This is a genomic window from Rufibacter sediminis (assembly GCF_014269285.1).
Classification (GTDB): Bacteria; Bacteroidota; Bacteroidia; order Cytophagales; family Hymenobacteraceae; genus Nibribacter; species Nibribacter sediminis.
On the sequence record NZ_JACOAF010000042.1, the window covers coordinates 1 to 18,231 of the forward strand.

The following is an 18,231-nucleotide window of genomic DNA, read 5'->3' on the forward strand; positions in this document are numbered from 1 at the left end:
GATCTCATAACGACGCATAGGCTTTTTGATACTCTAACAACTGCCAGGAAAAATAATTCTACAATTGTCAACGCGCCCTAAAACAAGCAACGTGCTGATTTAAATAGCGCTTGGTTATTTCTTGGTTTGTTCTTTGGTTTTGAGTCCGGCGGCTTTCAGGTCTTTGTAGGCTCCCACGTTGTAGACCTTGGTAAAGCCGGCCTCCTGCATTAATTTCAGGGCTTGTCCGCTGCGGTTGCCCGAGGCGCAGTACAGGTAGTACGTTTTGTTTTTGTCCCACTGCTGGAAGTCCTGGCTGAACTGCCCTCCCCTGAAATCTGAGTTCACCGCTTTTTTGAGGTGGCCGCTCTGGAATTCCTCCGGGGTACGCACATCCACCAAAACGCCTTTCTCTTTCCGGCTGATTTCCTTGTATTCTGAAGGAGCAAGCAGGTGGGCGGGTTTCTCCTGCGCCCAAAGAGGCTGCGCACAAAACAAAGCGACGGCTAATAAGAATGTTTTCATAGCTCAAAGATGAGACGATTGTCTCTTTAAACCAACAACTGCCGCGCTGCCCGGTTGGTTCCTCCCCTGTTTTAGGCCTGCTTTCCAGAAAACAGCCCTAAAACGATTCCTCCACTTTTTTCAAAAGTTTTTAAACCGATTTCAGAATAGAGTAAACGATTAATTGCGCTGATTTTGAAGACTTTACCTGAATAAAAAGGAGCTGATTACTGAAAGTATTCGCAACTGCTTATATTTACTTAACTTTTTTTCTGGAGCCCGGGCAACCGATTTTACCGGTGGTGCATCTATCCATACAAACAGGCAAACTTTATATCGCTTAAACTTCTACAACCCGTGAATGAGACAGATCTGGTACTAGCACTGCAGCAAGGCGATGCCAAAGCCCAGCGACTCTTGTACGACCGCTACGCCGGCCCCATGATGGGAGTTTGCCTGCGGTACCTCAAGAATGAGATGGATGCCGAGGAAGTCCTCATTAACGGGTTCATGAAAGTGTACCAGCACGTGGGTCGGTTTGAGCAGAAAGGGAGCTTTGAGGGCTGGGTGCGCCGCATCATGGTGAACGAGGCGCTGCAGCAGTTACGCAAGCAGGAGCCCATGCACCTGGCCATTGAAAAAGAACACAACTACCTGGCCTCTGAGGATGCCTCGGCGGACAGCGACATGAGTGCCGGCGAGATGATGGAATTACTCCAGGAACTTCCGGCCGGTTACCGGGCAGTCTTCAACTTATACGCCATTGAAGGCTACTCGCACAAGGAAATCGCCGATATGCTCCAGATCAGCGAAGGCACTTCCAAATCACAGTTAAGTAAAGCGCGGGCCATGCTGCAACGCATGCTGGCCCAGCAAGGAGTAACAATCGCCCTCTAAACAGACAAAGACGATGAGCGCAGAAGATTTAGATAAACTATTCAGAGATAAGCTGAAAAACAACCCTGTAACACCCGGCAACGATGTGTGGGAACGGATGCAGGCGCGCATGCAGCAAAACAGCCAGTCGCAAGTACCCAATCTGTTTGTGGTGCCGGTGGCCGAAGAGCAGAAAGAGGAACGCAGCCCCATCCGGATGTGGTACTACTCGGCCGCCGCGGCCGTGACCATGCTGCTGAGTGTGGGTCTCTGGGTAAACCGCGAGAACATAGATCCGCTGCAGCCCTCGGGAACGGTAGCCACGGTGCAGGAGACCAAACCAACTGCCCCGCAAAGCGTCTCTCCTTCAAGTGAAATGGTGACAACTCCTGCGGCCCCTGAAAACGAGAGCACCGCTGAGTACCCAACTAATACGGCGGTAACGCCCGCCCCCAACCAAGCCCTAGCGGCAGTGGAAGCTAATTCAGCTGCTCCTGCTGTAAACGGAAACGTGAAAGCCACCCCGTCGGCAATTAAGAGAAACGAAGTTCGGGAGATGGAGGCACCTAAGGCGGTTTCTGCGCCAGAGCCCGCCGCTATGATGGCGGTGGCTACCCCCGCCAAAGTACAGGAACCTAACCAAGCCTCGGCAGATGCGGCCCCCGCTTTGGAAATAATTGTAAAATTAGACAATGCTCAGGCAACCACCTCCCTCGCCTCGGCATCTACTAAAGAAACGGACCCACCGCAGGGAGAGGAACCAGCTGGGACAGGACGCGTTCTGAAAGGCATCCTGAAGCAAGTGAAGAACCTCAAAGACGGTGAGAAAGTGAATCTTTCAGAACTAGGTATTACCAAACACACCTACGCCTTAGAAACCCGCATAGGCAACAAAAAAATCACAAAGTCAATAGAACTCTAAAATCCCATTTCAATGAAACGTATGTACGCCCTGCTTACGGCCATCATGATGGCTGCAGCTATCGCCTTGCCTTCTCACGCCAGTTCAAAAAGCCCTAAACCGGCTGCAATCCAGGATACGCTCATCATGAAGCTCAGAAACGAAGCCCGGTTGCTGATTGTAGTGAAAGACGTCAAGGATTTGAAAAGTCTTAAATCACAGAGCATTGACTCCATCATGCTGCTGGTAGAAAAATACGCCGACCAGATAGAAGCCGCCGGCAAAAAAGGCGATGAGGTCACCGTCACCATTGACAAATCCAGCGCCAACACCGCCGATGACGTGAACATCACCATCACCCAGCACGGACCAGAGGGAACCGAAGTCACCATCAAAGAGAAAAACCGCATCCGGATCACCGACAAGATCGGCATCGACATTGACCGTGACGAGGACAACAACTCCACCAAGGTAAAGGTGAACGTAGGCCAGGGAGACTCCACTGAGATAAGAGAAAGAGACGAGAAACGCTACAAGAACCGCAACCCCAGACAGGAATTTGATTTTCAGATAGACCTCGGCGTTTCGCACTGGATGAACAAAGAGGAACAGGCGGGCAGCCCCGTGCAGGACATCAAGCTTAGACCGCTGGCCTCGCGCTACATCAGCCTCAACAGCAAATGGCACTACCGCTTGGGTGGTGAAGCCAGCCCGCTGCGCCTGATCACCGGTTTTACTTTTGACTTCCACAACTACATGTTTGATGACAACATCATCATCTCCCAATCCGATGAAGGAACCCAGTTCTCCAAAGCAGTGGACATGAACATAGACAAAAGCAAACTGGCCACTACCTCCTTCAACGTGCCCCTGGAACTTGGCTTGGACTTCAAGAACCGGAAAGGGAAGACCAACTTCAAAATAGGCGGCGGCGGTTTCGTGGGCTACATGCTCAGCAGCCACTCCAAACTGAAGTACTCTCAGGACGGTGAAAACCACAAGAGCAAAACCAAAGATGATTTCTTCCTGAACGATTTCCAGTACGGAGTCTCTGGCTTCATTGGAGTGAGAAGCCTAGAGTTCTTCGTGAAGTACAACCTCAACGAGGTATTCGAGGAGAACAAAGGTCCGCAGGCCAATGCCATCGCCGCCGGCGTCCGGATCATGAAATTCTAATCCTTCACCTTTCTGCATAAAAACAAAAGAGGAGCGGCTTCGCTCCTCTTTTGTTTTTCTGGGAATTCTATCATGCACGTTTCAAAGCTCTTTTTCTGAAAACAGCCATAAAACGCCTAAGCGCACACTAGAGCAAAGTCTCTGATATTATCGAAAGCACCATTTCCCTTCTATGGCTCGGAACTTCTATGGCGCGGAAGTTACTTCCGTGACTAAAAAACAAAACCTATTAGTCACGGAAGTAACTTCCGCGCCATAGAGGGAGCTTCAGCCCTAAAGGGATGCAACTAAACCGTTCAAGCTTCAAAGATTTATGGCACAACCGGACGCTTGCGCCAGTACCGCCCGTTTTGAAGCTCCTTTTCTGAAAACTGCCTCAAAATGTCTTTAGCCTAACATCAACTGAAAGAGTACAACGCGAATGGTTAGATGTTCCGGAAGAAGTTATCCAGGAGAATGGCCGTGGCAGTACCTACGTTCAAGGACTCGGCGCCGCCTCTGCCGGGAATGTGCAGGGGCTTTGTCACCAGTTGCATGATCTCTGGCCGGATGCCGTGCGACTCGTTGCCCATCACCAGCACGCCTTCGGGTTGTAAGCTTAAGCGGTGGACATTCTCGCCTTCCAGGGCCGCGCCAAACACCGGCACGTTTTGGGGCCGGTTTTTCATAAACGCGGCTAAATCAACGTACTGCGGGGTGATGCGGGTAAAGGAACCCATGGTGGCCGCAATGACTTTCTGGTTGTAGAAATCGGCGGAGGTCTCGGAGAGGATGATGGAGGTGAGGCCGTACCAGTCGGCAATCCGGATGATGGTGCCCAGGTTTCCGGGGTCTCGCACCTCGTCCAGGGCCAGCACAAACGGGTGGTCTGGCCAGGAGAACTCGGGCACGGGGCGCATCTTGGCAATGGCCAGCGCGGCGTTGTTGGTTTCCATGGAACCGGCTTTCCCCAGCTCGTCTTCCCCTACCGTGATCACCTCAAAACCTTTCCTGAGCAGATGGGTATGTCTGGAAAGAAATTTATCCGTGGCCAGCACCGTTTCCAGTTCAAAGTCTGATTGCAGCAGTTCGGCCACACTCTTTTCACCTTCCACCGTGAAAGCTTGGTGAAGCAACCGATATTTCTTTATTTGCAGTGACCTAATGTACTTCAAAAGCCCCTTTGAGATCATAATCCTTCTACGTTTGAAGCTACGATGTTACGTATTCGGCGCGGTATTCACAATGCTGGGCTTGTCCATGGGCTGCACGCCCACCCGTCACTTAGCTCCAAATGAGCGGCTCCTCTGGAAAATAAAACTGGAGGGAGTGAAACAGGCAGACAAATCTGCCATCTCGCAGCTGTACCAGCAGAAACCCAACCGCCGGGTCTTAGGCGCGCCTATCTACCTGAACCTTTATTACTTAGGCAAAAGCTTCTATGACCCGGAGCGCATTCAGCAGGACATAGACAAAGAGACGGTTGACTTCAATAGCCGTATTCAGCGGGCCGGCAGTGATTCCGTCAAAGTAGACAAGCTGATCGAAAAAAAGGAGAATCATTTAACCAAACTGCAGAACAAGAAAGAGAACGGCAACTGGCTCATGCGCACCGTGGGTGAGCCGCCGGCCATCTTTGACTCCCTGAAACTGGTGCAAACCGAGGAGCAGGTGGGCATTTACTTAAGCTCCAAAGGCTTCTTCCGGAACAAGGTGTCTTCCGTAACCGAGGTGAAAAACAAAAAGGTGTTTGTCACGCTGCAGGTACAGGAAGACAAGCCATACGTGGTCACCAACCACACCTATCAGGTGCAGGACACCACCATTCAGCGGCTGCTGAATCAAAGCCAGGCGGCCAGCCTCATCAAGGTAAACCAGAACTTTGACGAGGCCCTGCTCACCCAGGAACGCACCCGCATAGAGCAACTCCTCAAGAACAACGGCTTCTATGATTTCCGGCAGCAGTTTATCACCGTAGAGGCAGATACCAGCTATGAGGCCTACACCGTTCGGCTGAACACGCTGGTGGCAAACCCCACTGACTCTACCGAGCACAAAGTCTACTCCATCCATGAGGTGTACTTCACCTCAGACGCCAACATCAACCGGTTTGGCCGCACCAGAGATACGGTAGACCTGAACAACATCCACTTTCTGGCCTATGAGCAGCGCGTGAAACCGCGCATCCTGAACCGGAAAGTGATCATTAGAAGAGGTCAGACCTATTCCGCGAACCGAACGTTGAACAACCAGCGCATCATCAGCAACCTGGATGTCTTCAAGTACACCACCATCAGCTACACGAAGGTAGACACGGCCCAGACCGATCCGCACTATGGCTGGCTGAACGCCCACATCAACACCGCGCTGCTGCCCCGGTTTCAGGAAACCACCGAGGTGGGCGGAACCTTTACGGAGCAGGTGCCCGGCCCTTACGCCAGTATCCGGTTCCGGATCAGGAACATCTTTGGCGGAGCCGAAATTTTCGACATCGGGGTACGGGCGGGCGTAGAAGGCCAGCTCCGCCGAAACGTGGCCACCGTGGGCCGCCGAACCGAGATTGGTGCTGACATGGGCGTGACCTTCCCGCAGATTCTGGTTCCCTTCCGGACCAATGACATTCTCATCCGGTTTAACCCGCGCACACGGTTGAGTACCGGCTATACCTATGTAGACCGCAATGAGTACACCAGAACCAACCTGGACTTCTCGTTTGACTACATCTGGCAGCGCCTGAACATTCACCAGTTCAGTTTCTCGCCGCTGGACATCAGCGTAATCAGCACCCCCAGAATTGACCCTACGTTTGAGCAGTACCTGGTGACGCTGGAACAGTCCGGCAACCCGTTGCGGGAGAGTTTCAGGAACGCCTTTGTCTCGTCCATTAATTTCACCAGCCTGTACAACACCGCCAACTACAACCAGTCCAATGACGCCAAACTGTTCCGGATTTTCGTGGAGACGGGCGGGCTCCTCTGGAATTATGTGGCGGAGCAGGTCAAGGATTTCAATACTTATCGGTTTGCCAAACTGAACCTGGATTACCGGCGGTACCACGTGTTGGGCAACAATACATCCTTCGTGTACCGCGCGAACGGCGGGGTGGCTAAACCGCTGGGCAGTTCCAAAGCGCTGCCCTATGATAAATACTTCTTCGCCGGTGGATCTTCCAGCGTGCGGGCCTGGTTGCCGCGCCGTCTGGGACCCGGTTCCAGCTCCCTCATCAGCAAAGAAACCGGCGAGACGGACTATCTGTTCGAGCAAACCGGCGAGATTCTGCTGGAGCTGAACACCGAGTATCGGTTCCGGATGTTCCGTTTCGGGAACACCAATGTCAACGGAGCCTTGTTTATGGACGCCGGGAACATCTGGTTATTCAACGAGCGGAATACTAACCCCAATCCAGATCTGTACGTGGCCCAATCTGGGGCCAAGTTTGAGTTTGACCGGTTTTACAAAGAATTCGCCGTGGGTACCGGTTTCGGGCTCCGGTTCGATTTCACCTTCGCCATCTTCCGGTTTGACATCGCCACCAGAGTGTATGACCCCGCTTTGCCCGAAGGCAGCCGGTTTGTCATCAACAAGTTCCGGAGCGATAGAATCTTTGGCAACAACACCCAAACCACTTTCAACCTGGGAATCGGCTATCCGTTCTAAGAAAGTAGCTGTTGATCGGTACATCATCGGAAACAAAGAAACCGCCTTCGTTTTGCGCTCAGTTTTTAGAAAACTGGCTTAAAACGAAGGCGGTTTCTGTTTAGATCTACCGAGCTAGTGCTGGTTAAAGACGTTAATATGCCAGCAACTCAGTTAAAGCAGCCAGAACCTTATCGGCGTTAGGTAACATCATCTTCTCCAGCTCCACGTTCAGCGGCACGGCAGGCAGGTTCTCGGCACCTAAGGTGAGAACCGGGGCATCCAGGTGTTGGAAGCAGGTTTTACCAATGCGGCCGGCCAGAGACTCGGCGAAGGAATTCATCAGCGGTTCCTCAGTCAACACCAGCACCTTACCGTGACGCTTCACCGAGGCTTCCACTGCTTCATAATCCAGCGGGTTCAGCGTTCTCAGATCCACGATCTCCACGCTACCAGTTAAGTGCTTACTTGCGGATTTCGCCCAGTAAACGCCCATGCCGTAGGTGATCACCGTGACGCTGTTCCCCTGGCGCACCTGCTCTTCCGCAGCGTGCTGGACCACGTTGGCTTTTCCCAGCGGCAGTACATAATCTGCGGCTGGCTCGGTAGTTTTTGCGTCTTCGGTGCCCGGCACTTTAGACCAGTACAGGCCTTTGTGTTCCAGCATCACCACGGGGTTCGGGTCCAGGAACGCGGCTTTCATGAGCCCTTTCATATCGGCCGCGTTGCTGGGGTACACCACTTTGATGCCCCGGATGTTCAGCAAGGTAGACTCAATGCTCCCGGAATGGTAGGGTCCGCCACCGCCGTAAGCACCAATGGGCACCCGGATCAAGCTTTGGATGGGGAACTTGCCCATGCTCAGGTAGCAGCTTTTGGAAAGCTCTTCCACCAACTGGTTGATGCCCGGCCAGATGTAATCCGCAAACTGAATCTCCACGATGGGTTTGGCCCCCACCGCTGACATGCCCGCTGTAGACCCCACAATGTACGCTTCCTGGATGGGCGTGTTGAAGACCCGGTTATCGCCGTATTTCTTGGCCAGCAGAGCCGCCTCGCGGAACACGCCACCTAATTCGCCGCCTACATCCTGGCCGTAGAACAGCGCCTCTGGGTATTGCTTCAGGAGATCATCCACGGCGTGGAGTGCGGCATCTACCATGGTGGTTTTCTCCCCTTTTTCCGGGGTTCTGGTGCCGCTTTCCTCGGTCACGGGCGTGGGCGCGAACTCATGCAGGTGAAACGTGGCGGGGTCTGGATCTGCGGCTGCCAACGCTTTCTGGTATTGTTCCTGCACCTCCTGCTTCACCTCCTGAGCAATGGAAATGAGGGCATCGGCGGTAATGCCTTGCTCCAACAGATACGTTCCCAGTTTCGGCAGCGGGTCCAGTAAACTATGCTCGGTTAAGTTGTCGCCCCGGTACCATTCCCGGCGAACGCCCGAGGTATGATGGCCCAGCAACGGGCACTTGGCGTGCACCAGCACCGGACGGCGTTCCTGGCGGGCAATCCGGAAAGCCTCGGTTAGGCCGGTATACGAATCAATGAAATCAGCCCCGTCTACGCGCATTCTTTCCAGACCTTTGAACCCGGCCGCGTACTCGTAGGCATCCATGGCCCGCATCTCCGTTCCTTTCGCCGAGATTCCCCAGTCGTTGTCCTGCACCAGGTAAATGATGGGCAGCTTTTTCAAGACCGCCATCTGGAAGGCCTCGGCCACTTCGCCTTCGGTCACGGAGCCATCGCCCAGGGAGCAAACCACCACGCGCCCTTCAGCAGCCTCCATGATGTTCTGTGACTCCAGGTAAGCCAAGGCGTGCGCCATGCCGGTGGCCGGAATGGCCTGCATGCCCGTGGCGGAGCTTTGGTGCGGAATTACGGGAAAGCCTTCCCGCCGGAGCGACGGATGGCCGTAATAGGTTCTGCCGCCGCTGAACGGATCATCGCGTTTGGCCATGAGCTGGAGCATGAGCTCGTACGGCGACAAACCCAAGCCCAGCAAAATGGACTCGTCTCGGTAGTAAACGGATAAAAAATCTTTCTCAGTGAGATGAAACGCCGTGGCCAACTGAATGGCTTCATGGCCGCGGGAGGTGCTATGGACGTATTTGCTGCAAATGGCCTTGTTTTCTTCGTATGTATCGGCCAGCGCTTTGGCGGTGAGCATCAGGCGGTAGGCTTTAAGCAGAAGGTCCAACTCCACTTGGGGTGCGGCTTCAACAGAAGTCTGGTTCATAAGCTAACATTTGTTCGGTTTTCTAAGTTAGGGCTTCTGCCGTAGAAAGCAAAATCAGGAAAGTATGGGCCTCTGCCATTTATCGCCTATTTTTGCCAAAACGCCTGTAAAACAGAAAAGAATCTACCATGAGAGATACGATACAAAAATGGTTTAAGTCATTTCAGGAACGCCTTTGCCAGGATCTGGAAACCTGTGACGGCGTGGCCCACTTCCAGGAAGACCATTGGGAGCGGCCTGGCGGCGGCGGCGGTGCGGCTCGCGTGATCCAGAATGGCGCTGTTTTTGAAAAAGGAGGCGTTAATTTCTCCGCCGTGGAAGGGGTTTTGCCGCCCAAAGGAGCCGCCGCGCTGCATTTGCCCGACCCGCATTTCTTCGCCACCGGCGTATCGGTGGTCATGCACCCAGGTAATCCGCATGTACCCATTACGCACATGAACGTGCGCTATTTTGAGGCGGGCAACGGCGAGGCTTGGTTTGGCGGCGGCATAGACCTCACGCCCATTTACGTGAACAAGGCGCAGGTAAAATTCTTCCACCAGCAACTGAAAAACACCTGTGACCGGTTCCAGCCGGCTTACTACCCGGAATTCAAGAAGTGGGCCGATGACTATTTCTACATTCCGCACCGCGAGGAAACCCGCGGCGTGGGCGGTATTTTCTTTGACCGGCTCAGCGCCACCCCCGAGATTTCCATCGAAGAACGGTTTGCCTTTGTGCAGGCTGTGGCAGATACCTTCGCGCCCACGTATACAGCCATTGTAAACGAGAATAAAACTCGCGATTTCAGCCCGCAGGAGAAAGAATGGCAGCTGATCCGGCGCGGACGCTACGTGGAGTTTAATCTGGTCAACGACAGGGGCACCAAATTCGGGTTGGAGACAAACGGTAGAACCGAATCCATTTTGATGAGCCTGCCCCCGCTGGCCAGCTGGCACTACAGCCACGCCCCTGCTGAAGGATCGGCGGAAGCCGAAGCTTTAGCTTGCTTCCGGAAAGACATAGATTGGGTCAATTCCCTATAACCATGGACGAGATCATCGCATTTGACCAGGCCCTTTTTCTGGAGCTGAACAGCCACCAGTCCCCCTTCTGGGATGCCGCCATGGTGCTCATCTCCAACAAGTACGTGTGGTTTCCTTTTTACGGGGTGCTGGTGGGCCTGTTCATCTACTTCTACAAACGGAAAGGCTGGCTGATGGTCCTTTCGCTGGGTGCCAGCGTGGGCCTCGCGGATTTTATTTCCTCCGGAATTCTGAAGCCCACGGTCGCCCGCCTGCGGCCCTGCCATGATGCTATGTTAGGTACCGTGAACGCCATTGACGGCTGCGGCGGCCAATACGGGTTTGTCTCTTCACACGCCGCCAACGCCTTTGCCGTGGCTATTTTCGTGATTCTGCTGCTGCCTAAAAAGCAGTGGCTCTTCAAGATTCTGCTGTTGGTCTGGGCGCTGGCTATTTCCTACAGCAGGGTGTACCTGGGCGTGCATTACCCCGGAGATATCACCGCCGGAGCTTTGATTGGCATAGCCACCGCCTGGCTGAGCATGTACTTCTACCGGAAAGCCTCAGAACGCTTTCTTTTCTGGCAACGCTAAGCTTCTGCAGAAAATCTGTTTTGGGCCTCTTTTCCCAAAAAAAGGCCTAAAACAATTATGTTACTTTTGCAGCAAGCGGGCCACGTATTTCCCGATGATATCAAATTCTAGGTTCACCTGATCTCCTGGTTTCACCGCGTGCAGGTTGGTGAACTCATAGGTATACGGGATGATGGCCACGGAAAAAAAGTTCTCCCCAGATTCCACCACCGTAAGGCTGATGCCGTTCACGCAGATGGAGCCTTTCTCCACGGTCACGTTCCCCGCCGCCTGCGGTTGATAGGAAAACCGGAAAAGCCAGCTTCCCTGTTGGTCTCTCACCTCTTCACAGATGCCCACCTGGTCCACGTGCCCCTGCACAATGTGTCCATCGTAGCGGCTGTTGGCCAGCAGGCAACGCTCCAGGTTCACCTTGTCCCCCTCCTTCAGCTGCCCCAAATTGGTCCGGGACAACGTCTCGGCAATGGCCGTCACGGTATACGTATCTCCCTCTAGAGCCACCACGGTGAGGCAAACACCGTTATGGGCGACACTCTGGTCAATCTTCAGCTCATGGGTGAACGGACAGCTCAGCGTGAAATGACGGTTCGCCTGCTCATCTCTAATGGCCTTCACCTGGGCCTGCGCTTCTATGATTCCTGTAAACATGGTTTCTAATGTGCTAATTAGGTAATGTGCTGATGTGCTATCTTCTAGTTTGCTACTTAGGGAATGTGCTTATTAGTTCTGAATTTTTTGATGTACATGTGTGATACTCATAGCAATGTACGTATGTGATACAATTAGCACATCAGCACATTAACCAATTAGCACATTCCCTACTTCCCTCTTCCCTGAATAATGATCTTGATGGTGTAGAGCAGTACCCGGAAGTCCATGACCAGGGACATGTTCTCAATGTAGAGGATGTCGTATTTCAGGCGGCGGACCATTTCGGGCACGTTCTGCGCGTATCCAAACTTCACCTGCCCCAGGGACGTGATGCCGGGCCTCACCCGCTGCAGGTGTTTGTAGTGGGGAGCCTGCTCGGTGATCAGATCGATAAAATGTTGCCGCTCCGGCCGCGGCCCTACCAGACTCATCTCCCCGATCAAGACATTGTAGAACTGCGGAATCTCATCCAGCCGTACTTTTCGCATGAATCTACCTAGTTTGGTCACCCGAGGGTCATCGTCCGAGGAAAGCGCCGGACCGAATTTCTCGGCATCCTGGTACATGCTTCTGAATTTAAGGATGTTGAACGGCTTGCCGTGCTGCCCGATCCGCTCCTGCCGGAATAGCACGGGCCCCGGGGAGGACGTTTTCACCAAAATAGCCAGTAAAGCGTACAGAGGCGAGAGAATGGTCAAGACCAGAATAGCGGTGACCAGATCCAGTACCCTTTTGAGCAGTTGTTGCCAAACGGGCATCAAATCGCGTTTCACTTCTATCAGCGGCGTCCCGAACAGGTGCGATACCCTTACGGAACCCAGCAGAATCTGGTAGACATCGGGCAGAATACTGATCCGGACATCCTCTCCTTCCAGGTACGTCAGAATCTGCTGAATGAGTTGGTGTTCTGAAGGCTCAATAGCGATAATCACTTCCTGCACCTGCTGCTCTTTGATCACCTCGGGCAGCTTATGGAAAGAACCCAGTGAGGGAATCTCCTCCTGAAACGCATGCGGTTGCGAGGGCTGGCTCTGCACAAAGCCGATGATCCGGAGGCCCAGGTGCCGGTTGTTGTTCACCAATTCATTGTACACCTCCCGGGCATTGCCGCTGGAACCCACCACCACCGTCCGGAAATACACCTCTCCGTTGTAGACCAGCTTTTTAAGATGGCTCAATACATAGGTCTTGATGAACACCGAAAAGAAGAAATGCAGCAGAAAGTACATTCCAATGGGCTTGGAATACACATGGAATTTGATCAGCTCAGGGTCATCATAGATAAACGCCAGGTAAATGGCCGTGGCTCCCCCCAGCGAGATACTGGCCAGGAGAACAACTTCCCGGAACCGCGACAACCGGAAGATGTCCCGGTAGCGGCCCAGCAAGGCGTAGAGCACCACCCAGGAGCTGGCAATGACAAAAGAGCGGCTTAGAAAAGCCAGATTGAGAATATCGGGGAAGCCGACAAAAGCATAGTTATTAGAAAGATAGAAGACAGACCAGGCCAGGAAGGCTGCCAAAAAATCTCCGAGAATAAGTTTGTAGATATGTCTGGTACGGGTGAACAGCATGGATTCTCACATGAACAGAGCAGCGGAAAATGGCTCCATCGGGCCACAAAGCTACACGAATTTCAGAACGCAAGGTTAAAAATTAAATTTCGTGTCTATGAACACCTAATTGCTAATTTCGCGACGTTGTTTCTTCAGATTCGGCAGCTAAACGTATAAAAGTAATTTACCTGACCCATTTATGCTGATAGATAATTACCGACACAAAGGCATGCGCAAGAGTTTGGTGCGTACTGTTCAGGAAAAAGGAATCAAAGACCCAAGGGTGTTGCAGGCGCTGGAGAAGGTGCCCCGGCACTTCTTCTTTGAGAAAGCCTTCCTGGAGCAGGCGTATCAAGACAAAGCGTTCCCCATTGGCGAAGGACAGACTATTTCTCAGCCCTACACCGTTGCCTACCAGACCGAGCTGCTGGAAGTGCAACCCACTGACAAAGTGCTGGAGATTGGCACCGGCTCTGGATACCAGTGCAGTGTGCTGTTGCAACTTACCCCGCAGGTGTACACCATTGAGTACAACGAAGTGCTCTTCCAGAAGGCCAACCGCCAGTTTCAGCTGATGGGCCTGGCTCCTTTCACCTTTCTGGGCGACGGCTCTGAAGGCTTGCCGCAACACGCCCCGTACCACAAAATACTGGTCACCGCCGGTGCCCCCATCATCCCCAAAACCCTGCTCCGTCAACTCACCATCGGGGGGAAACTCGTGATTCCGGTGGGCGATACCGGGGTACAGAAAATGCTGCGCATCACGCGGGTGGGCGAAGGGGAATTCACCAAGGAGGAGTTTGGCGACTTTAAGTTTGTGCCGCTTCTGGGTAAGCAGGGCTGGCAATAACTCGGCTGTTTTAGCCTTCCTTTTTCAGAAACACCCCTAAAACGCTGCGCGAGGGCAGCGGCTCTGCAGGCAAAAAAGTAACGAGCTTTGGGGTTTCCGGTGTATCTTTACCAACTCAATTACACCTCTTCTATTATATGCGTAAGCAAAAATCTGTTAAAGAATCCTATGTAAGGATGACAGAACTCGTTCTGCCCAATGATACCAATACCCTAAACAACCTCATGGGGGGCAGAATGATGCATTGGATGGACATTGTTTCGGCCATTTCGGCCCAGAAACACTCCAACCGCATTGTCGTGACCGCGTCCGTAGACAATGTCTCTTTCCGGGAAAGCATTAAACTGGGCAACGTGATCACGCTGGAAGCGCAGGTTACGCGGGCTTTCAGCACGTCTATGGAAGTGCACATCACCGTGTGGGCCGAAGACATTCCTTCCGGCACCAAGGTAAAGTCCAATGAAGCCTATTTCACCTTTGTGGCGCTGGATGAGAATGGACAGGCGGTCACCGTGCCAGAAGCCCTCCCCGAGTCTGATGAGGAAAAAGAGCAATATGCCGGAGCCCTGCGCCGCCGTCAGCTTCGCCTCATTCTGGGTGGCCGCATGAAACCGCATGACGCAAACGAACTCAAAGCCATCTTTGACTTAGCAGATTAATTCACAGCGTTTTAAATCACGTCACCAACTCTATGTCTTCAACTGCCAACGACCTCTTGTTTCTACAGAACCTGTACGGACAAGACACGCTGTATGTGATCCCTGAACCGGCAAACGAAGAAGCCATCTCCTTCACCCAGGCAGCGACCGTCACTCCGGAACCAGTGCAGGTGGAAGTTCCGTTAGCCACGACAGCTCCTCTTCTGGATAAGATTTCGGTGCCGGAGGAAGTGCAACCAGAACCAGCTCCTGCTCCTATTTCGACGCCAGCCGCCGTAGCGCCGACGGAAATCCAGTGGCTGGGAGAAGCTGAGCGCGGTACGTATCTGTTGTTTGAAGTAGCAGATGACGTGTTCCGGAAATTGCCGCAGCACCAATTCCTGCAGAAGGTTATGGCGGCAGTGGGCTTAACCACGGCGCAGATCAAGTTCGGGAATATGTCCCGGGAGCTGACGCATGACGTGAAACAGATTGCCGCTCAGAATGCCGCCAGACACATCATCCTGTTCGGGCAGGGCTTGCCGGTGGCTAACTTGTCCCGCATGGAGTTCTACCGGATGTACAAGTTTGAGGAATCGCGCTTTGTATTGGTAGACTCGCTGGAGGACATTGAGCAAAGTGTGGAGTTGAAGAAGAAGCTCTGGGAGGTATTGCAGAAGATATTTTTGCAGCAGAATTAAAAAAACGGCCCTAAAACGGAAACGGCTGCCATTGAGGAATGGCAGCCGTTTCTGTTTTAGGGTACTTAATAAATTATTGCAGCAGGGAAGCGAGTTTCTCCTCCAGGGCAGCGCCCCGTAGGTTTTTCGCGATGATCTTACCTTCCTTGTCCAGCAGCACGGTTTGCGGAATGGCGGTGATGCCATACAGGGCAGCGGCAGAACTTTCCCAGCCTTTCAGGTCAGACACATGCGGCCAGGTAAGTTTATCGTTTTCGATGGCTTTCAACCATTTGCCGCGATCCTGGTCCAGACTCACCCCGAATATCTCGAAGCCTTTGTCTTTGTATTTGTTGTACATGCGCACCACGTTGGGGTTCTCCTGGCGGCAAGGTCCGCACCAGCTCGCCCAGAAATCAATCAAAACATACTTGCCCCGCAGTGAGGTCAACGCGATCTCAGGACCCGACGGAGACGGAAGTTTGATATCCGGCGCGGCACTGCCCATGGCGGTGCTACGCATTTTGCTCAGGCGCTCTTCCAGCGATTTGGTGTACTTGGAGTTGGGCAAAGCCGCTTTGAACGAAGTAGCCATGCTGTCCACGAAGGTGTAGTGCTCATCCAGGTTCAGGATGTTGCCCGCCGTGTACACCGATACCACCGAGTTTGGATTCGCTTTCACGAAGGCCTTTAGCTGGCTCTGGTTTTCCTGCTGCAAGGCCATGAATTTCTCCTGCAGTCGTTTCACCTCGTCCTGGTTTCCGGCGTTCGCCGCTTCCTGGAACTGCTGGTTCAGGGCCGTGGCGTTCTGCTGCATGCCCTGCATGATGTTGTTCAACTGCTGGATCAGCTCAGAATCCTTAGAACCCTTCACAGTATACGACTGGGCCACCTTGCCGGAGTCAGCGGTCACTTCAATGGCGTTGTTCTCTACCACCAGCATGATGCCTTCCTGGTTCTCGAACCCGAGTTTGTAGATGGCGGGCTCAGCCACGGTGCCTTCCAGCACAAAGGTGCCGTCTTTGTTGATGGTGGCGGTGTCAAAAGGAACAAACGCCTGTTCGCCCAGCTCGTCCAGGTAGACTTTGCCGGTGGTCATGTTGTTGATCTTGCCCGAGATCCGATAGCTTTTATCGGTATCAGTGGTCGCCACTCCTTTCTTTTGGCAGGCACCCATCACCAGAAGCATGGAGGCGGCCAGTAGTATGTTCTTCTTCATCTTTTTATAGAATTGAGCTTATCTTTCCAGACTCTCCTTCAGTAACTTATTCGCCAGTTTAGGATCGGCTTTGCCTTTGGTTTGCTTCATGAGATCGCCCATGAACATGCCCAGCAACGACGCTTTCCCGGCTTTGTATTCAGCCACTTTCTGCGGATTGGAGGCCAGCACCTGGTCAATCATTTGTTGCAAAGCACCCTCGTCTGACTCCTGCACCAGGTTCTGCTCCGTGGCTACCTGCTGCGCCGTTTTAGCGGGGTTTTCCAGTAAATACGGGAAAATCTGCTTGGCTGCCACGCTGTAGCTTACTTTGTTGCTGTCCACCAAGTCAATGAGTCCGGCAAGTTGCTCCGGCTTCAGCGGGAAAGCATCCATGGACAGCGTGAGTTCGTTCAGGTACGATTTCACCGGACCGCTCATCCAGTTGGCAGCGGCTTTGTAGTTTTTGGTTTGCTGGCAAAGCGCGTCAAAGTACAGCGCGATGTCTTTGTCATCGGTGAGTACGCCGGCATCATAGTCAGACAGGCCGTACTCCTGCGTGAAGCGGTTGTAGAGCACCTGCGGCAGCGCGGGCATGCTTTCCTGCACAGACTGGAGCCACTCCTCGGAGATGATCACCGGCGGAAGGTCGGGCTCCGGGAAGTACCGATAATCGTTCATGGTTTCCTTGGAGCGCATGCCGGTGGTGGTGCCGGAGTTGGCGTCAAAGTTCCGGGTCTCGGAGTCAATGGTGCCGCCGTTCTCCAGAATCTCGATCTGCCGCTCAATCTCGTGCTCAATGGCGCGCTGCACGTTCCGGAAGGAGTTCATGTTCTTCACCTCCACCTTGGTGCCCCACTTGCTGGCGCCTTTCTTCATCACGGAGATGTTGGCATCGCAGCGCAGCGAGCCTTCCTCCATGTTGCCGTCGCAGATCTCCAGGTACTGCACCAGTTTCTTGATCTGGGTCAGGTAGGCGTAGGCTTCCTCCGAATCCCGAATATCGGGCTCCGATACAATCTCGATCAGCGGCGTTCCGGCGCGGTTCAAATCCACCAGCGTCTCGGTCTCGCCGGCCAAGTGCATGGATTTCCCGGCATCCTCTTCCATGTGGATGCGGGTAATGCCAATACGTTTCTCGCCGCCTTCTTTGGTTTTGATGTCCAGATGCCCTTGGGTGCAGATGGGCGTTTTGTCCTGCGTGATCTGGTAGCCCTTGGGAAGGTCTGGGTAGAAGTAGTTTTTGCGGGCGTAATAGTTGTTGCGCGTGATCTGGCAGTCAGTGGCCAGGCCCATTTTCATGGCCATCTCCACTACTTTCTTGTTCACGCGCGGTAACGTACCCGGGTGGCCTAGGGTAATCACGCTCAGGTTGGTGTTCGGCAGCATGCCGAACTCCGTGGAATCTGAGGAATACGCCTTGCTCTCGGTGAGCAGCTGGGCGTGCACCTCCAGACCGATGATGGCTTGGTATTGGGAACGGATCTCTTCGTTCATGTTTTTAGGGGCACGTGTCACGTTTGGCACGCAACACGATTTCTGTTTTAGGTCTATTTTTCAGAAAACAGCCATAAAGTGGCTCTTGTTTCTCTCTTCTACAACTCTCTGGCTCACTCTGGCGCGAGTCTCAGACTCGTGCCGAAGGATGAGTGGAGTCTCCAGACTCCTTTTTCAATATGTTTCAACGGCGGTCTGGAGACTCGCCTCATCCCCAGGTCACGCGTCTGAAGACTCGCGCCAGAAATGGCTGATTCAGCGTTAAACCAGTGAGGTT

The 18,231-nt window shown here is 53.3% G+C and carries 16 protein-coding genes; 9 read left to right on the forward strand and 7 right to left on the reverse strand.

Annotation, left to right across the window (positions count from 1 at the left end):
- Nucleotides 1-114: 114 nt before the first annotated feature.
- Nucleotides 115-504, reverse strand: a complete 390-nt coding sequence (locus tag H7U12_RS17755; protein WP_186640539.1) for a rhodanese-like domain-containing protein — start codon at nucleotides 502-504, stop codon at nucleotides 115-117.
- A 336-nt stretch (nucleotides 505-840) separates the two neighbouring features.
- Here H7U12_RS17755 and H7U12_RS17760 point away from each other — a divergent pair, with 336 nt between their 5' ends.
- From H7U12_RS17760 to H7U12_RS17770, 3 genes are read left to right on the forward strand one after another with little or no spacing between them, the layout of a single operon-like run.
- Nucleotides 841-1,380, forward strand: coding sequence for an RNA polymerase sigma factor (locus tag H7U12_RS17760; protein ID WP_186640541.1), 540 nt, complete (start codon nucleotides 841-843; stop codon nucleotides 1,378-1,380).
- Between the two features lie 13 nt (nucleotides 1,381-1,393).
- On the forward strand, nucleotides 1,394-2,281 hold the full coding sequence (locus H7U12_RS17765) for a hypothetical protein (RefSeq protein ID WP_186640543.1): 888 nt from the start codon (nucleotides 1,394-1,396) through the stop codon (nucleotides 2,279-2,281).
- 12 nt (nucleotides 2,282-2,293) lie between these two features.
- Complete coding sequence (locus tag H7U12_RS17770) at nucleotides 2,294-3,436, forward strand: outer membrane beta-barrel protein (protein ID WP_186640545.1); 1,143 nt, start codon at nucleotides 2,294-2,296, stop codon at nucleotides 3,434-3,436.
- 425 nt (nucleotides 3,437-3,861) lie between these two features.
- Here the strand turns inward: H7U12_RS17770 and H7U12_RS17775 are convergent, their stop codons facing one another.
- On the reverse strand, nucleotides 3,862-4,608 hold the full coding sequence (locus tag H7U12_RS17775; protein ID WP_186640547.1) for an RNA methyltransferase: 747 nt from the start codon (nucleotides 4,606-4,608) through the stop codon (nucleotides 3,862-3,864).
- 13 nt (nucleotides 4,609-4,621) lie between these two features.
- Here H7U12_RS17775 and tamL point away from each other — a divergent pair, with 13 nt between their 5' ends.
- Nucleotides 4,622-7,072: a translocation and assembly module lipoprotein TamL gene (gene tamL, locus H7U12_RS17780; protein ID WP_186640549.1), complete on the forward strand. Its 2,451-nt coding sequence runs from the start codon at nucleotides 4,622-4,624 to the stop codon at nucleotides 7,070-7,072.
- A gap of 133 nt (nucleotides 7,073-7,205) precedes the next feature.
- Here tamL and H7U12_RS17785 read toward each other — a convergent pair whose 3' ends face one another.
- Nucleotides 7,206-9,287, reverse strand: coding sequence for an alpha-ketoacid dehydrogenase subunit alpha/beta (locus tag H7U12_RS17785; protein WP_186640551.1), 2,082 nt, complete (start codon nucleotides 9,285-9,287; stop codon nucleotides 7,206-7,208).
- Nucleotides 9,288-9,415: 128 nt separating this feature from the next.
- Between H7U12_RS17785 and hemF the strand changes: the two genes are divergently transcribed.
- Both hemF and H7U12_RS17795 read left to right on the forward strand, forming a co-directional pair.
- Nucleotides 9,416-10,312, forward strand: coding sequence for an oxygen-dependent coproporphyrinogen oxidase (gene hemF, locus H7U12_RS17790; RefSeq protein ID WP_186640553.1), 897 nt, complete (start codon nucleotides 9,416-9,418; stop codon nucleotides 10,310-10,312).
- Nucleotides 10,313-10,314: 2 nt separating this feature from the next.
- Nucleotides 10,315-10,884, forward strand: a complete 570-nt coding sequence (locus H7U12_RS17795) for a phosphatase PAP2 family protein (protein ID WP_186640556.1) — start codon at nucleotides 10,315-10,317, stop codon at nucleotides 10,882-10,884.
- A gap of 60 nt (nucleotides 10,885-10,944) precedes the next feature.
- On the opposite strand, the gene H7U12_RS17800 is transcribed toward H7U12_RS17795, so the two are convergent.
- Both H7U12_RS17800 and H7U12_RS17805 read right to left on the reverse strand, forming a co-directional pair.
- Complete coding sequence (locus H7U12_RS17800; RefSeq protein ID WP_186640558.1) at nucleotides 10,945-11,532, reverse strand: riboflavin synthase; 588 nt, start codon at nucleotides 11,530-11,532, stop codon at nucleotides 10,945-10,947.
- Nucleotides 11,533-11,702: 170 nt separating this feature from the next.
- Complete coding sequence (locus H7U12_RS17805) at nucleotides 11,703-13,109, reverse strand: sugar transferase (RefSeq protein ID WP_186640560.1); 1,407 nt, start codon at nucleotides 13,107-13,109, stop codon at nucleotides 11,703-11,705.
- 181 nt (nucleotides 13,110-13,290) lie between these two features.
- Here H7U12_RS17805 and H7U12_RS17810 point away from each other — a divergent pair, with 181 nt between their 5' ends.
- The 3 genes from H7U12_RS17810 (at nucleotide 13,291) to H7U12_RS17820 (ending at nucleotide 15,280) form a co-directional block, all read left to right on the forward strand.
- Complete coding sequence (locus tag H7U12_RS17810) at nucleotides 13,291-13,941, forward strand: protein-L-isoaspartate(D-aspartate) O-methyltransferase (RefSeq protein WP_186640563.1); 651 nt, start codon at nucleotides 13,291-13,293, stop codon at nucleotides 13,939-13,941.
- A gap of 137 nt (nucleotides 13,942-14,078) precedes the next feature.
- Nucleotides 14,079-14,600, forward strand: a complete 522-nt coding sequence (locus H7U12_RS17815; RefSeq protein WP_186640566.1) for an acyl-CoA thioesterase — start codon at nucleotides 14,079-14,081, stop codon at nucleotides 14,598-14,600.
- A gap of 32 nt (nucleotides 14,601-14,632) precedes the next feature.
- Nucleotides 14,633-15,280 (forward strand): hypothetical protein, encoded by a 648-nt coding sequence (locus tag H7U12_RS17820; RefSeq protein ID WP_186640568.1) that lies wholly within the window; start codon nucleotides 14,633-14,635, stop codon nucleotides 15,278-15,280.
- A gap of 73 nt (nucleotides 15,281-15,353) precedes the next feature.
- Here the strand turns inward: H7U12_RS17820 and H7U12_RS17825 are convergent, their stop codons facing one another.
- On the reverse strand, nucleotides 15,354-16,478 hold the full coding sequence (locus H7U12_RS17825) for a TlpA disulfide reductase family protein (protein WP_186640570.1): 1,125 nt from the start codon (nucleotides 16,476-16,478) through the stop codon (nucleotides 15,354-15,356).
- A gap of 18 nt (nucleotides 16,479-16,496) precedes the next feature.
- The gene (gene gatB, locus H7U12_RS17830; protein ID WP_186640572.1) at nucleotides 16,497-17,954 is read right to left on the reverse strand and encodes an Asp-tRNA(Asn)/Glu-tRNA(Gln) amidotransferase subunit GatB; all 1,458 of its coding nucleotides are present in this window, start codon (nucleotides 17,952-17,954) and stop codon (nucleotides 16,497-16,499) included.
- Between the last annotated feature and the right edge of the window lie 277 nt (nucleotides 17,955-18,231).